14 protein-coding genes are annotated in these 14945 nt (G+C 34.0%); 11 read left to right on the top strand and 3 right to left on the bottom strand.

Annotation, left to right across the window (positions count from 1 at the left end; translation table 11 throughout):
* Window positions 1–56 precede the first annotated feature (56 nt).
* The 3 genes from HLK68_RS00430 (at window position 57) to HLK68_RS00420 (ending at window position 5222) form a co-directional block, all read left to right on the top strand.
* Entirely contained in the window at window positions 57–1115 is a 1059-nt protein-coding gene (locus HLK68_RS00430) for a patatin-like phospholipase family protein (RefSeq protein WP_055163539.1), read from the top strand.
* 154 nt (window positions 1116–1269) lie between these two features.
* Window positions 1270–3561, top strand: a complete 2292-nt coding sequence (locus HLK68_RS00425) for a beta-L-arabinofuranosidase domain-containing protein (RefSeq protein WP_132942918.1) — start codon at window positions 1270–1272, stop codon at window positions 3559–3561.
* Between the two features lie 125 nt (window positions 3562–3686).
* On the top strand, window positions 3687–5222 hold the full coding sequence (locus HLK68_RS00420) for a poly(ethylene terephthalate) hydrolase family protein (RefSeq protein ID WP_055163545.1): 1536 nt from the start codon (window positions 3687–3689) through the stop codon (window positions 5220–5222).
* A 32-nt stretch (window positions 5223–5254) separates the two neighbouring features.
* Here the strand turns inward: HLK68_RS00420 and HLK68_RS00415 are convergent, their stop codons facing one another.
* The gene (locus HLK68_RS00415) at window positions 5255–6619 is read right to left on the bottom strand and encodes a sodium-dependent transporter (RefSeq protein WP_006784272.1); all 1365 of its coding nucleotides are present in this window, start codon (window positions 6617–6619) and stop codon (window positions 5255–5257) included.
* Window positions 6620–6881: 262 nt separating this feature from the next.
* Between HLK68_RS00415 and HLK68_RS00410 the strand changes: the two genes are divergently transcribed.
* The 3 genes from HLK68_RS00410 to HLK68_RS00400 all read left to right on the top strand — a co-directional run bounded on the left by HLK68_RS00410 (window position 6882) and on the right by HLK68_RS00400 (window position 8491).
* A complete protein-coding gene (locus HLK68_RS00410; protein ID WP_006784273.1) occupies window positions 6882–7193 on the top strand; it encodes a DUF1540 domain-containing protein in 312 nt (103 codons plus the stop codon).
* Window positions 7194–7307: 114 nt separating this feature from the next.
* Window positions 7308–8060, top strand: coding sequence for a 5'-nucleotidase (locus tag HLK68_RS00405; RefSeq protein ID WP_006784274.1), 753 nt, complete (start codon window positions 7308–7310; stop codon window positions 8058–8060).
* Between the two features lie 71 nt (window positions 8061–8131).
* Window positions 8132–8491, top strand: a complete 360-nt coding sequence (locus HLK68_RS00400; RefSeq protein WP_006784275.1) for a hypothetical protein — start codon at window positions 8132–8134, stop codon at window positions 8489–8491.
* A gap of 264 nt (window positions 8492–8755) precedes the next feature.
* Here the strand turns inward: HLK68_RS00400 and HLK68_RS00395 are convergent, their stop codons facing one another.
* On the bottom strand, window positions 8756–9232 hold the full coding sequence (locus tag HLK68_RS00395; protein WP_132942917.1) for a DUF4825 domain-containing protein: 477 nt from the start codon (window positions 9230–9232) through the stop codon (window positions 8756–8758).
* A gap of 69 nt (window positions 9233–9301) precedes the next feature.
* Window positions 9302–10342, bottom strand: coding sequence for an IS1595 family transposase (locus tag HLK68_RS00390; RefSeq protein ID WP_132942916.1), 1041 nt, complete (start codon window positions 10340–10342; stop codon window positions 9302–9304).
* A 363-nt stretch (window positions 10343–10705) separates the two neighbouring features.
* On the opposite strand from HLK68_RS00390, the gene HLK68_RS00385 reads away from it, so the two are divergent.
* The 5 genes from HLK68_RS00385 (at window position 10706) to HLK68_RS00365 (ending at window position 14806) form a co-directional block, all read left to right on the top strand.
* A complete protein-coding gene (locus tag HLK68_RS00385; RefSeq protein ID WP_006784276.1) occupies window positions 10706–11680 on the top strand; it encodes a 5'-nucleotidase in 975 nt (324 codons plus the stop codon).
* Between the two features lie 42 nt (window positions 11681–11722).
* The gene (locus HLK68_RS00380) at window positions 11723–11983 is read left to right on the top strand and encodes a zinc ribbon domain-containing protein (RefSeq protein WP_006784277.1); all 261 of its coding nucleotides are present in this window, start codon (window positions 11723–11725) and stop codon (window positions 11981–11983) included.
* A 224-nt stretch (window positions 11984–12207) separates the two neighbouring features.
* Entirely contained in the window at window positions 12208–12597 is a 390-nt protein-coding gene (locus tag HLK68_RS00375; RefSeq protein WP_006784278.1) for a helix-turn-helix domain-containing protein, read from the top strand.
* A 114-nt stretch (window positions 12598–12711) separates the two neighbouring features.
* On the top strand, window positions 12712–13683 hold the full coding sequence (locus HLK68_RS00370; RefSeq protein WP_006784279.1) for an aldo/keto reductase: 972 nt from the start codon (window positions 12712–12714) through the stop codon (window positions 13681–13683).
* Window positions 13684–13981: 298 nt separating this feature from the next.
* Window positions 13982–14806, top strand: coding sequence for a hypothetical protein (locus HLK68_RS00365; protein WP_129821268.1), 825 nt, complete (start codon window positions 13982–13984; stop codon window positions 14804–14806).
* The last annotated feature ends 139 nt before the right edge of the window (window positions 14807–14945 follow it).

The following is a 14945-nucleotide window of genomic DNA, read 5'->3' as shown; positions in this document are numbered from 1 at the left end:
TTTCTTCTCATCTCATCTCATATATTAAAGTAAGAAGGAATAATGGAGGGATGATTATGCCGAATATGATTCGAGTTCTTTCAATTGATGGTGGAGGAATTAGAGGGATTATTCCTGCTAAACTGCTGATTCGGCTGGAGGAATTACTAAAATTTTATAGCGGGAATCAAGAGGCTCACATTAGTGATTATTTTGATCTGATTGCCGGGACGAGTACGGGGGCAATTTTAACGAGTCTTTATTTATGCCCTGAAAGACCGGGATCAACAAAATCAAAATATAGTGCCCAACAGATTTTAGACTTATATGTGAATGAGGGAATTTATATTTTTGAAAAAACAATTTGGAGTCGAATTAGTAGTGGTTTTGGTTTGATTGGACCTAAATATTTACCTCATTATTTAGAACATTTATTAGAAGAGTATTTAGGTGAGACGCGGATGGAAGACTTAGTTAAGCCTTGTTTGATTCCGGCATATAATATTGTCTCAGGAGAGGCAATGTTTTTTAATCAGATGAATGCTTATCGAGATGAATCGTTTAATTTCTTGGTCCGTGAGGTTGTTAGGGGAAGTACAGCTGCGCCAACTTATTTTCCAGTGGCTAAAATTAGTGATGTGTTACGGGGAGAGTTAGCTTTAATTGATGGGGGAATGTTTGCTAATAACCCAGCTTTATGTGCGTTTATAGAGGCCTGTAAGTTTCCATTTAATCCGAGTGAAGAGGATATTTTGATTTTTTCTCTTGGAACAGGGTCGAAAGAGATTAGTTATGAATATGAAAAGGCTAGAAATTGGGGAGATATTCAATGGGCGATACCAGCGTTATCTATTTACGGATCGGCAGGCTCACAGACAGTTCATCATCAGTTAAGTCGATTATACGCTTCAAATGGGATAAAAGATCAATATATAAGGATTGATCCGGAATTAGAGGCCAATCATGTCAGTCATCAGATGGACAATATTTCAAAAGAAAATATTGAGGCTTTATTAACATTGGGAGATCAAATGATTGATTGTTATAATAATAGACTCAAAATATTAGCTCGAAAATTGGTTGTTGAAGAAATGGGACGTCGTGAAAGTTGTTATCGAATGCATTTTGAAGTTTAATGACAGTGTTTTGAAAGATACGATTTAGAAAATATTTACAGAATAAGTGGTTAAACTTATAATTAAGTTGTACTTATAACGATTGATGTTGTAAGTACATTTTTTGTTTTTATATGATTGAAAGCGGATTTAAAAGTGGATGGGAGAGGAAGGAATGAGTTCGGAATTTGTAAGGTTAGAAAAGGATTCTTTATTTGAAATCTCGCAAGCAGTGGGAAAGCAGTACTTACTGGATTTAGATGTTGAGCGTTTGTTAGCACCGATTTATGAGGGAGCATCTCAAATCCCACCTAAACCAAGCTATGGAGGATGGGAAAGTTTAGAGATTAAAGGTCATTCCATTGGCCATTATTTATCGGCACTTACTTGTATGTATGAGGCGACCAAAGATTTAGAGCTTAAAGAGCGTATGGACTATATTATTGAAACATTTTCTCTATTGCAACGAGCAGACGGGTACTTAGGTGGATTTTTAAGTACACCATTTGAACAAGTTTTTACAGGGGAGTTTCATGTTGATCATTTTAGTTTGAGTCATTACTGGGTACCTTGGTATTCGATTCACAAGATATATGCAGGGTTAATGGATGCTTATCAGATTGGAAAAAATGTAGAAGCGTTGAATATTTTAAAAAAGTTAGCAGATTGGGCTTATGAGGGCAGTCGGCTGATGAGTGATGAACAATTTCAACGGATGTTGATTTGTGAGTACGGTGGTATGAATGAGGTGATGGCCGAATTATATGAAATCACCCAGGATGAGCGATACCTTTATTTAGCGAAGCGATTTACGCAACATCTAATTATGGATCCATTAGCTGCAGGGGTTGATGATTTACAAGGTCGTCATGCCAATACACAGATTCCAAAGGTGTTAGGTGCTGCTAAGTTATATGAAGTAACAGGTGATGACTATTATTATCGTGTGGCAAAGTTTTTCTTTGAGACGGTGGTTTTGCATCGCTCTTATGTAATCGGTGGAAATTCAAGTGGTGAACATTTTGGACCAAGTGATACAGAAGCATTATCGCGTGAAGCAGCTGAAACGTGTAATACGTATAATATGATTAAGTTGGCGAAGTATTTATTTAAATGGACGAAAGATTCTAAATATATAGATTTTATTGAACGTGCTACGTATAACCATATTTTAGCATCACAAGATCCGCATACAGGATGTAAAATTTATTTTACCTCAAATTATCCAGGACATTTTAAAGTTTATGGAACAAAGGAAGATTCGTTTTGGTGTTGTACGGGAACTGGAATGGAGAATCCAGGTCGTTATACGCACCATATTTTCTTTAAAGAAGATGAAGATTTTTATGTGAATTTATTTATGGCTTCAAGTTTTGTAAAAGAGGATGAGCAGTTAAAAGTAGTGCTTCAAACAGATTTTCCTATTTCAAATGTAGTAAAACTTGTTTTTGAGGAAGCAAATCAGCTGTTTTTAAATGTTAAAATTCGTGTGCCTTATTGGTTAAATGCACCGATAGAAGTAAGGTTCAAAGGTCAAAGTTATGAAGCGAATGGGCAAGGCTATTTAATGATTTCTGATACATTTCATGCAGATGATGAGATTGAGATTGTCCTACCAATGGGGCTTCATGAGTATGTGTCGATGGATGATCCGCATAAGGTTTCGTTTATGTATGGGCCCGTTGTTTTAGCAGCGGTACTTGGTTGTGAGCATTTCCCTGCTTGTGATATTGTACCTGACCACTTATCGTTAATGACGCAACAAACGATTAGGGTCCCTAAAATTGTGACGGATTATCAAGATTTGAATCAATGGATTGAACTTGTTAATCAAAAGACATTAACATTTAAGACTGCACCAAATGCAAAGCCAGGAGATGTTAGTTTTACACTTAAGCCTTTTTATGCCATTCATCATGAGCGATATACGATTTATTTTTCGAAGTATAGGTCAGAGGAATTTTTGAATTTGGGCGATGAAACGTTAAGTCGCGATGAGTTGTTATTTGATCAGACGGTTGATCTTGTTAAAACGGGAGAACAGCAGTCTGAGATTGAGCATCAGTTTAAATCAGTTGAATCTTACGCGGGTTATTTAGCAGATGTAAATATGTGGTGGCGAGATGCACGTGGAATAGATGGAAGTTTTAGTTATGAAATGGAAGTCATACCAAACGAGAAGATGGCTTTACTTGTTTCTTACTTTGGATTAAATGGTGAGAATTTGGAGCCTGTCAAACGTGTTTTTGATCTTTTGGTGAATGATGAATTGATTCAAACCGAGAGATTAATGGCCACGAAAAACGTAGAGGTAGTAGATGTGGTTTATCCGATTTCATCTGATTTATTAGCAAATGTTAAACCGAATGAGGATGGAAAATATAAAGTGACGGTTAGTTTTAGAAATCGATTTGAAGACAGTATTGTGGGAGGAATTTTAGAAGTTCGCACGATTTTACAAGCATAATTGAAAAAGATGATTTCATTTTTTGAAATCATCTTTTATTTTTTTACTTTTTTTGTTTAAATTCCATTTTTTGTCTCACAATAAAATAAATAGTGATAAATAGTTCTCAAGGAGGCTAAATATAGATGAAAATAAAATGGATTTTTGGTATAGCTATTTCAGGTATAGTATTTGTGGCTATGGTTTTTGGTAGTTTATTTTATTTCAATCAGGAGGACACGTCATTGGTGGATACAGTTGAATCGATATCTCCTGTTGGGGTTCAAAATAATTCAAACTTTAATACACAAATGGATGCGTCTATTTTATCCTTTGACTTAGGTGAAATGACACTGAAAGATGAATCAAATTTAATTCAAATTCCTCTTAAGGGAAGTTTAGTTGTTCCAGAAGTTGAAGGAGAGTACCCGATTGTCTTTATTTTTTCGGATTTGAATGCCAAAGAGGGTGTTTCGAGAGCTTATGATGAGATCTTAGCAGCGATTGGAAGCACTAATTGTTTGGCGATTCATTTAGATTTATCTGAGCTAAGTTCTATTGAGGGATACGATGAAGAGATGTTGAAGTCTGTTTTTGATGAATATCGTCAACGTTTAAGTCAATCATTACTTGGTGAAAATGATGAGTTTGGAGTAGAGCTCACGAATAAAGGCAGTTTAGCAAAAGTGGTGATGATTGGTCATGGAAAAAGTACAACAAATGTATATAAGATTGCACTTGATCAAGAGTATAAACAACAATTAAGCCTTGCAGGCCTTTTATTGATTGATCCAGTAGACACTAATTATAAAGAACTTTCATATCCTGATGTTCCGACCGCTATCATGTTATCTGAATATAATGAAGATGAACATTTAGTTGGTAAAGCATTATATGAAGATTATCGTCAGGAGAAAGCTCGTAAATCGATGACTTCATTGGTGTATGTTAAAGCAGGAAAATTTGACGATTTTAATGTAGCAGATTCGGAATTAGAATCAGTCCTAAACTTTGAAAATAATGTAGAGTTTGTCAGTCAGTACATTGTTGATTTTCTACAGAGTGTTTTTGATAGCTCGCCTATTGGAAGTGGATTTACCGTTTTAGAAATGATGCCAAAAACACTGTATGGTGCTGAAGTGAGAACAAGTTTAACAGTACCGAATACGATGATGTTGATAAATGCTCAAATTGAATCTAATCCAACGGTGAATACATTAGGTGGTAAAATTATTGCAAATGATATCAATATTGAACGAACAACAGATGGAACGACGAGCTTTTTGATGAAGTGGGATGATACTAATGCGAGCCTTTCGATTGAAATTCCAAAAGGAAGTCGGGATTTGAGTCACTATGATGCGATTTCTTTGTATTTAAGTAATCAATTATCAAATGAAGTGATGAGCGGTGAAGTCATTCAAAATCAATTAGCCACTCAATCTTTTGAAATTGAGTTAATTGATGAACAAAATCAAACCTCAAATGCTAGTATCAATTCGATTGAGGAATTAGTTCTAATGGGAACAAATGAACAGGTTTTATATAATGAGCGTCTTGTTTTAAATCAATTCAAAGAGGTTGATTTAACGAAGATTAAACAAATTAATTTATTATTTAATCAAAGTAGTCAAGGATGTATTCGATTAGCAGATTTATCATTTGTTAAAGAACCGCAATAAAAAAAGTTCTCGAATTTCGAGAACTTTTTTTATTAGAAATTAATAATACCAAGTCCATATAAGAAGACAATAGCAATCGCAACTGGTGCTATATATTTTGTAATAGTAATATAGGCCATCGTTGTTTTAATTGATTTAGATCCTTGTTTTAATTCATCTTCTAATTGATCACGCTTGAAAATAAATCCTAAGAAAATAATGATTAATAATCCACCAATTGGAAGTAATACATTAGCTGTTAGTACATCCATCCAATCAAATAGTGATTTTCCTGCGAAAATAAGGCTTGAATCTGGTGTGTTTGATAAAGCGCATAAGCTTGAGATAAAAACAACTGTAATAGCTGTTAATCCCATTGCTTTACGACGGCTAAATTTCAGCTCTTCTGTCACATAGGCAATAATAACCTCAAAGATTGACACAACAGATGTTAAAGCGGCAATGAATAATAAGAAGAAGAATAAGGCTCCAAAAATTGTTCCACCAGGCATTTGTAAGAAGACGTTTGGTAATGTGATGAAAACTAGACCAGGACCAGCAGTTGGATCAATTCCAAAAGCAAATACAGCCGGGAAAATTGCTAGACCAGCTAATAAGGCAATCACTGTATCTGCAACTGCGATAGAAGCTGTTGTAACTGCTAAGTTTTCTTTTTTATTAATGTATGAACCATATGTTAACATCGTTCCCATTCCGACGCTTAAGGAGAAGAATGAGTGACCTAATGCATCTAGAACAGCTGACATCGATAATTCACTGAAGTTTGGTTTTAGTAAGAATTCAATTCCTTCACTTGCTCCAGGTAAGGTAACGGCGCGAATTACTAATAAAATGATAATTCCAACTAATCCAGGCATTAAAATTTTACTGTATTTTTCAATTCCTTCTTTAACACCACCGAATAAAATAGCTAATGATAGTAAAATAAAGATGATGGTATAAACAATTGGCGCAACACTACTTGTTGAGAATGCTTGATACGTGTTGGCAATTTGATCAGAAGTCATACCGGCAAATCCGTTAGTCACTGTTAAAATAAAGTAATGAATCGTATACCCTGCAATAACGGTATAGAAGCCTAAAATCATGAAGGCAGCAACGATTCCCATCCATCCGATACCGAACCAAGGTGTTTTAGGGGCAATTTTTTTAAACGATCGAACGGCATTTGATTGTCCACGACGTCCGATAATAAATTCTGCTAATAAAACTGGCATCCCAACTAATAAAATCGCAATTAAGTAAACTAAAATGAAGGCTGATCCCCCATTTTCACCTACAATATAAGGGAATTTCCAAATGTTCCCTAGTCCTACAGCTGAACCAGCAGCAGCTGCAATGATTCCAAAGCGTGACGAAAACCCATCGCGCTTTGTCGATGATAATTCTTGACTCATATTTAATTCCTCCTACTGTCCTACACAACGACTCTTTCTAGTCGTTTCCTACAATAATCCTTTTATTTTAATGCTAGACCTACTAAAATGTTAATAAAAAGGCTTAAGCAATAAAAGTTGAACTTATTTTAGCATGAAAATTTTTATTTGAAAAGCAAAATGTCTTTTTGTTTTGAAAAATGTCGAGTAACACGAGAATAGTTTGATTAAATTTGAGGAATGATACAAGAGAAACAATTGTGATAAAAGGGAGGTCTATCATATGTCAATTAAATGTGGTGCGCATAATTGTGTGCATAATGATAATCAAGGAAATTGTTATGCAAGTGTTGTGAATGTTCGTGGCGCGCAAGCAACGGTAACGGATGAAACGTTATGTAAAAGTTTTGCTGATCAAGGGCTTGTTGGTGATGTTGAATTTGGATCAGAGTTTAGTAATACGTCACACAAAGCGACAGTTAATGATATTAAATGCAGTGCATGTCATTGTAAACATAACGATAAAAATTGTTGTCATGCTGATGCCGTACAAATTAATACAGATACAGCAAGTTGCGATACATTTGAAAAATAGGATAGATAAAAAGCTTTCTAAATCTTTAGAAAGCTTTTTATTATGCGAGAACAAAAGTAATAAAGTGATTATTAAATTCATATAATAAGATACGATTAGCTGGGGGAGAGAAAAATGGAGAAAGTAGTGGTGGCAATTTCTTTAAGTGCGATATTTAAGCCTAAGTTAAAGAAAATTCAAACGATGACTGATCAGAGTGATCGTATTTTTGTGTATCATAATGCAAATGAGGTGTTTGATAAAGGTCCCCTTTTTTCTTTTATTGAGCAACTTTTATGCGCTAATCTATCGTTTGTTGACGTGATGATTATATCAGATAGTCCTCCTGAAATATCTGATTGTATTTTTGAAAGTTTAGCTTATTATAAGTTAGAAATTGATAATGTCATTTTATCTAATCGTACCTCGATTTTAGATTATTTAGCAGCTTTAAAGGTTGACTTATTTTTCTCTTCTGACTTAAATTTGGTTCAGGAGACCCAGAAGATGAATATTTTAGCTGGTTTAGTTTCTTTAGGAGTGACAACAACCCATGAGTTCAAGGTGGCGCTCGATCATCGGTTGTTTGCAAAAGAGGGAATGTGCGATGCCTTTGGAAAAATACTACCTGTATTTGGATTTTGGCAAAAGTTATTTGCTAACTTTAAGGTGGCTTTACTAACGACAAGGTGCTATAGTGTTGAATCTTGGGTGAAAGATTTATTTAAATTATCTCAATGTAAAGTTAATGAAGTCTGCTTTTTAGGTATGGGAGGGACTGAAGATGTTTGCCGCCTTTTTGATCTTACGGTTTATATAGAGGGGGAGAGGCAAGATTCTTTGATACGGACGAAGCCAACTCCTCGTATTTTAAATATTGATTTTTAATTTGAAGTAACATAAAAAAGAAACCCATTACATATATTTAAAGGAAGATAAAATGAGAGGAGAGGAGACTATTGAATGACGTATTGTTAATTACTAATGATAATCGCGTTTATTTAAAAAATAATGAAACAGAGAAGTTAGATTTTTATCATCAGGGATATTTGACAGATGATGAAATTTTAGGGATTTGTTCTAAATTTATAGAGTCGAAGCGAGACCTAGCACTTGAAAATAAGTTAGTTGTAACCATCACCTCAAGTGATGAAGGATATGAGGTAGGTTTTGCACCCTTAACCCTTAACTTACCTGAAGTGAAAAAAGTTCAAGGTGAGTTACCTGTTGAATTATTTATCCGATATGGACGTCATTTAGTATTTAATGATTTTAACGCTTTGCTTCAACGTTTAAATGAATATAAAAAGGAAAATTAATAAACGATAGAAGTCCAGATAAGTTTTTTATCGTTGAGTAACTTTAATTTTATGGAGTAGATGAGAAGGGAATCGTTTACTAGCGGGAAGAATGATACGATTGTACTTTTGAAGTGATTTATGTTACATCTGGAATCTACTATGCTCATTGATAGGAAAAAAATATGTCTGGTTCTAGATAGGTTATTAATTTACGCTGTGTTTTAAGTAAATGTTGATTTTAACAATAATAAAAAGCTGTTCAAATAGTTGAACAGCTTTTTATTACTTAACGGTATAAGTGTTTATAAAATTTTGTAAAGATGATACATCTTCTGAAATACTTTCTAAATCATTTCCATAATTTTCAGATAATGTCGTTCTATCAAAGGTTATCGTTTCTTGGTCTCCGATATTAAAATTTACAATTTCTGCATTTGTAACGAGAGATAAGATAATCATTGAGTTTCCTTGTAATACCTCGTTTAATGCAACTTTTGACGTTGAACCATCTTCTAACTCAACAGTAGCCTCATCAAATGATTTGTAATTAATCGTCACCTCATATGGTTCTTGACTTGTTTGTAATTCAAATCCATCTAAATACTCATGAGCTGGCAATAGCTCTATAATATGACCAACAGCAGAATTATCACCAACGAAAGACCCCTTGTAATTTAACAATTCAGTCATATTAGTTGGTTTACCACAACCGACAAGAACGAATGATAACAACATTGAAAGCATAAGTAACTTCTTCATTCCAATCACCTCCTGTTTTCTATTATATATCTTATTCCATTTTTTAACAACAAACTAATGTATTAGTCTTTACATAATAAAATTAGCTCTTCTTTCTCGAATCATTTCATTAGATACTACACAATAACTTGCTTGTGATTGCACATAAGCTTTCTGAATTTTTAGAAGTTCTTTTTCATCCTTAAAAAGCTCAATCCACTTGAACCACATTAAATAACTATATAGATGCTTAGTTGATACTCCTCTAAACTTTTGTAGGAAAGCTTTAAAATTACTATGAAAAGCATTGATGTGTTGAATATGATAAATACCTTTCATATATTTTCCTGATGGAACTGCCTTATGTTCTAAATCTAATTCTTTAGCTAATTTTCCATATCCATGAGCGCTATCCGTACACAAAATAGAATGGGATGCAATACGACCTTCAAAGAAACGTTTTAGGTTATCATATTTCACTCGTCCTGTTCCTATCATTCCAATTAAAATATTACCTGTTCTATCTAATGCCGTTCCAATACAGACCTGTTCACTTGATAATCCACGCTTGCCAACAGACTCTCCACCTCGTTTACGGGGTGGTCTTGGCATTGTAAACCGTTTGCTTTTAGAATGATTTCCTTTGTAGCTATAACGGAGATAGCATTCGTCCGCTTCAACCAATCCATCAACTTCTCCTGCTCCCATGAATGAGCTAAGAGCGTCTAAAATTTTGTGTCGCCAAAAAAAGGCTGTGGCGAGATTGATATTACATTCCCATGCACAACGGCGTAAGCTATATCCCTTAATCATACATTCAATATAGTCAATCCATACTTTTGTTTCTTTCTTTGAATAAGCAGTTGGTGTTTGAGTTTGTTGGCTAAATGATTTTCCGCAGTTGCGACAGAGATAACGTTGATTTCCTTTTGCTTTACCATTCTTTACGATATGGTCGTCATGACAAAAAGGGCATTTATACTGCCCTGATGAGTACCTGGTTTCTTGAATCTCATTTTGAAGTTTAGACAAATCGGATTTAAAGATTCCTTTTTCAACTTCAACTAAGATTTCTGGTAAATCATTGGATGCTACTCGCTTTAAAAGTGCTAAAATAACTGCTTTTGGCATAGATAAAACTCCTCAAACATATGTTCTAATAATATTATAATGGATAATTTAAGAGTTAGTTATGCAAATTCTGTGTGAAATATCAACACTATTTTAAAACAGAGCCTTAATTTAAAATATAAGGTATTAAAGAGACGAGTGATGAAGAGGAGAAGTCATAGCAATCTACTAATGGAGAACTATGACTTTTTTTGTTGGTTTTAGAATAAATTCGATTAAAGACATATAAATTATAAAGGTGAGAGGAAATAGTTTACTGTCCTTTGTTGAAAAGCGTTTCTTAAATCTATATAATGGAAGTATTAAAGTTATCCACATCTAATATGATAGTGAAACGTAAGTTTATTGATTGAGGTGAAGAGAATGGCGTATGATTTACAGGATAAATTAGTCGTTGCAATTTCAAGTCGTGCTCTTTTTAATTTAGAGCATGAAAATCAGATTTTTGAAACGGAAGGAATTGAGGCGTATCATCGTTACCAAATTGAGAATGAAAATACTGTTTTAGAAAAAGGAACGGCATTTCCATTGATTGAGGCATTGTTAAGTTTGAATGATAAATTTGATTACCCTATTGTTGAGGTTATTATTTTATCAAGTAATAGCCCCGAAACAGGTCTAAGAGTCTTTAATAGTATTGCAGAATATAAACTTGATATTGTTCGTGCTGCTTTTACGGGAGGAGAAGATAAGCTCCCGTATCTGAGCGCTTTTAATATTGACTTATTTTTATCAAGAAATGAACATGATGTTCAAGATGCGATTGATAATGGAGTGGCGGCAGCACTTGTTTACGATGTTCCAAGAGATTATCAACCTAACCAAAAAGAGATTCGAATCGCTTTTGATGCTGATGCGGTTGTTTTCTCAGATGAGTCAGAATTAATTTATAAAGAACAAGGACTTGCAGCTTTTATTGAAAATGAAAATGCAAATGCTGAAAATGCAATGAATGAAGGCCCATTTGCTAAGTTGCTTAAAACATTATCAACGATTAAGGAAAAAGATGATAGCTTAGTTAAAATTGCAATTGTGACGGCAAGAAATTCACCGGCTCATAAACGTGTTATTCTTACATTACGTGAATGGGGATGTAAAGTGGATGAGATGTTCTTCTTAGGAGGAGTGGCAAAAGATAAAGTTCTTAAAGCGTTTAATGCCCATATCTTTTTTGATGATCAAGATTATCATGTTGGTCCAGCTTCTCAGTTGATTCCCTCTGGGCGTGTTCCATATAAATCCAATTCGAGTTTGAATCAATTTCAAAAAGAACAACATCATGAACATGAGCATCATGAGGAGCACCAGCATGAGCATCATGAACCATACCATGGTTAAGATAAAATAAATCTTAAAACAATGCGAAGGGATGTCTTTAGATTGGAAAAAGTTTGTCAAAGTTGCGGATTACCACTGAATGAAAGAATTTTAGGAAATGAAAATAATGGGACATTTTCGCAAGAATATTGTTATTTATGTTATCGAAATGGACGCTTTATAAAGCCAGATATGACTTTAACTGATATGAAAAAACAAGTCATTCAAATGATTGACCAAGCACCAGTTAATAAATTTCAAAAATGGATGTTGAAAAAGATTTATCCCTTACAATTAAAAACTTTAAAGCGTTGGAGAGATTAGAGATGAAGAAAAAGTATCAGCTTGCTGATGCTTTTTTTATTACCCAAGAATAAAGTCAAGTTATTTTTTGTGTCATTTTTGTTTTTAATTAATGTCTTACTGTTTAATAATGGTAAAAATTAGGTTATAATAAAAATAACTTATAAGGATTGATTATTCTTTATAATGGTTATAAAGAGGCACATCCATTGGGGGAAATGGATTTTTTAGGAGGGATTGAATTTATGTCAAAGGTATGCAAGAAGTGTTCACAACAGTTTGAGGTCAAAACCACATCTATTCAATCAGGATTAGGAACTTTAACGGTGATAATTGAAGGAATCACGATTTATGTTTGTCCTAAATGTGGGGATACAATATTACAGTCTACGGATGCCCTTGTTTTACAGAAGTTCAAAGAAACGCTAGATTATGAACGAAGTGAGGTTACTTTAAAGGAAAAAGAAGAAGGTCCTGAAATTTTAACCCTGCCAGAGGTGGCTAAAATGTTACGGGTTAGTCATCAAACGATTTATAATATGATTCGTGATGGAAGATTAAAAGGCTATAAGGTTGGAAGAGAGTGGCGCTTTTTAAAAAAAGATATGGATGATTATCTACTGCGGCTTCAGTAAAAAGATGATGAAGTCCCTGATGGCTTTTTTATCATAAAATTTTTCTTTGTTAACGTTTATAATGAAGTGTTGATAAGTTATAATGGATTGATATTATGTTTTTTAGGAGGAGTTATGAAGCAGATACGAATTGGAAATAGTAACATTCATGCCTCAGAGATTGCACTTGGATGTATGGGAATGGGAGGAGAGTGGACTCATAATCCTTTGACAAATGAGGTTAAGAAACAGGCTTTAGTAACCATTGAAGCGGCCTTAGAGCAAGGAATTAATTTTTTTGATCATGCTGATATCTATACGTATGGAAAGTCGGAAGAAGCTTTTTCTGGAATCTGGGAGACTGACTTAGTTAAGCGAGAAGAGATTTATATTCAATCTAAATGTGGAATTCGTTTGAAAGGAAGTTTAGGGGAAGGTTCTGCACCACATTATGATTTTAGCTATCAGTATATTATTGATTCTGTAGATGGTATTTTAAAAAGATTGAAGGTCGATTATTTAGATTCTTTATTGCTACATCGTCCAGATGCACTAGTTGAGCCAGAAGAGGTGGCTCAGGCATTTAGTGAATTACAGGCTCTTGGGAAAGTTAGACATTTTGGGGTTAGTAATCATAATCCTCATCAAATAGAATTGTTAAAACGTTATATTGAACAAGATTTAATTGTGAATCAAATGGAGTTATCGTTAGTTCATGCTAATTTAATTGATGAAGGGATGAATGTTAACAGTTTAACCAATCCGATTGATCATCGAAGTCAAGGAACACTCGAGTATGCGAGATTAAATCATATGACGATTCAAGCCTGGTCACCACTTGCAACGGGGATGTTGACAAAGGAGAAGGTAGAGGCTCCTTATCAAGCAGCGCATGAGGTCATTAAGGAGTATGCCAATGAATTCGGAGTGAGTCAAGAAGCTATTTTAATGGCTTGGTTACTACGTCATCCCGCTAAAATCCAACCGATTGTTGGCACGAAAAACCCACAGAGAATTAAAGCAGTGTGTGAAGGTTCCCAAGTTAAGTTAACACGTGAGCAGTGGTATCGTTTGTATAATGTGATACCAGGAAGAAGTTTATTATAAAGAAAAAAGGTTAAAATCAGATTAGATTTTAACCTTTTTTTGATTATCATTTTAAAAAAAGGAGTGGTGAGTTTCGTATAATTTTACTTAAAATTTCTAACTCTATAACTATAGAGATAAGGATTCTTGCTATTGGTATAAACTTGATGTCTGTTCATCAGGATTAGGAATTTGTGTAGAAATGGAGTTTATTATGAGATGCATGCCTAATCGATCAAAAAGTAAGTTAAATGATAATCAATTAGATAGGAGAAAACTTATTGAGTCGGTCAATTTTTGTTATAAAGGATGATAAGTTATGAAGTTCAAGAGATGGTCCGTGAAGTATTTAGTCTGTACTAGCATCTTATTTACAACACTTAGTTTAGTGATGGGTTGTTCTGCTAATAAAGCAGGAGGAGGGGCTGATGATTCGTATGTTTTAGTGAATGAGTTAGAATTTATTAATCAAACCCTTGAGCAACGTAGCGAAGGAAATTATATTTATCAAGCTCAAATTAAAAATAATTCAAAGTTTATTATACGAGGGATTTCAATCGATATAGAGTTGAGTAATGGAAATTATACAACGATTTCCACACAAGATACGTTAAAATCAGGTGACATTAGTGGGTTTATTCAATGTTTTGGTCCAAGTTCAGGTCGTATTGAGGATATGAAAGCGACGCGGATTTTGATTAATATGTATGATGAGAATATGGTTCATACTGTTGTGGAATATGATGTTAATCAAAATAAATATACTTATACACCAGGAGAGGCATTCTCAGCTGAAACTCCTAAGGTTACCGTGACTGATTTGGAGTTTATGAATCCAACGTTAACGGTTCCTTCAAATGCTAGTGGAAGTGTGTTTGAGACAAGTCTTAAAAATAATTCTGATTATGCCATCATGGGATTAGTTTATACATTTGAAATGAATAATGGAAAAAATGTTAATCTAATGGTTGTTGATACGATTGGGGCACGAGAAAGTATTGGGCCTATTTCTTGTACGGGACCTGAGAGTGGAAATATGGAAGATATGGAAACTAAAACGATTAAATATACGATAATTGATGAAAAAGGAACGAGTCAGACGATTACATACGATGTTCGATTAAATCAATATTTTATTAAGTAGTAAAAAGCGATATTTATGTGGTATCGCTTGTATAAAAAAATACTCCACTTCATGGAAGTGGAGTATTGAAACAGGAAAGAATAGATGCAATGAAAGTGTACCAATTTTATTATTAGAAATTATTTGTAAAACTATTCAA

It is taken from the genome of Turicibacter sanguinis, assembly GCF_013046825.1.
In the GTDB taxonomy this organism is placed as follows: domain Bacteria; phylum Bacillota_I; class Bacilli_A; order MOL361; family Turicibacteraceae; genus Turicibacter; species Turicibacter sanguinis.
This window is presented reverse-complemented; position numbering and strand designations above follow the sequence as displayed.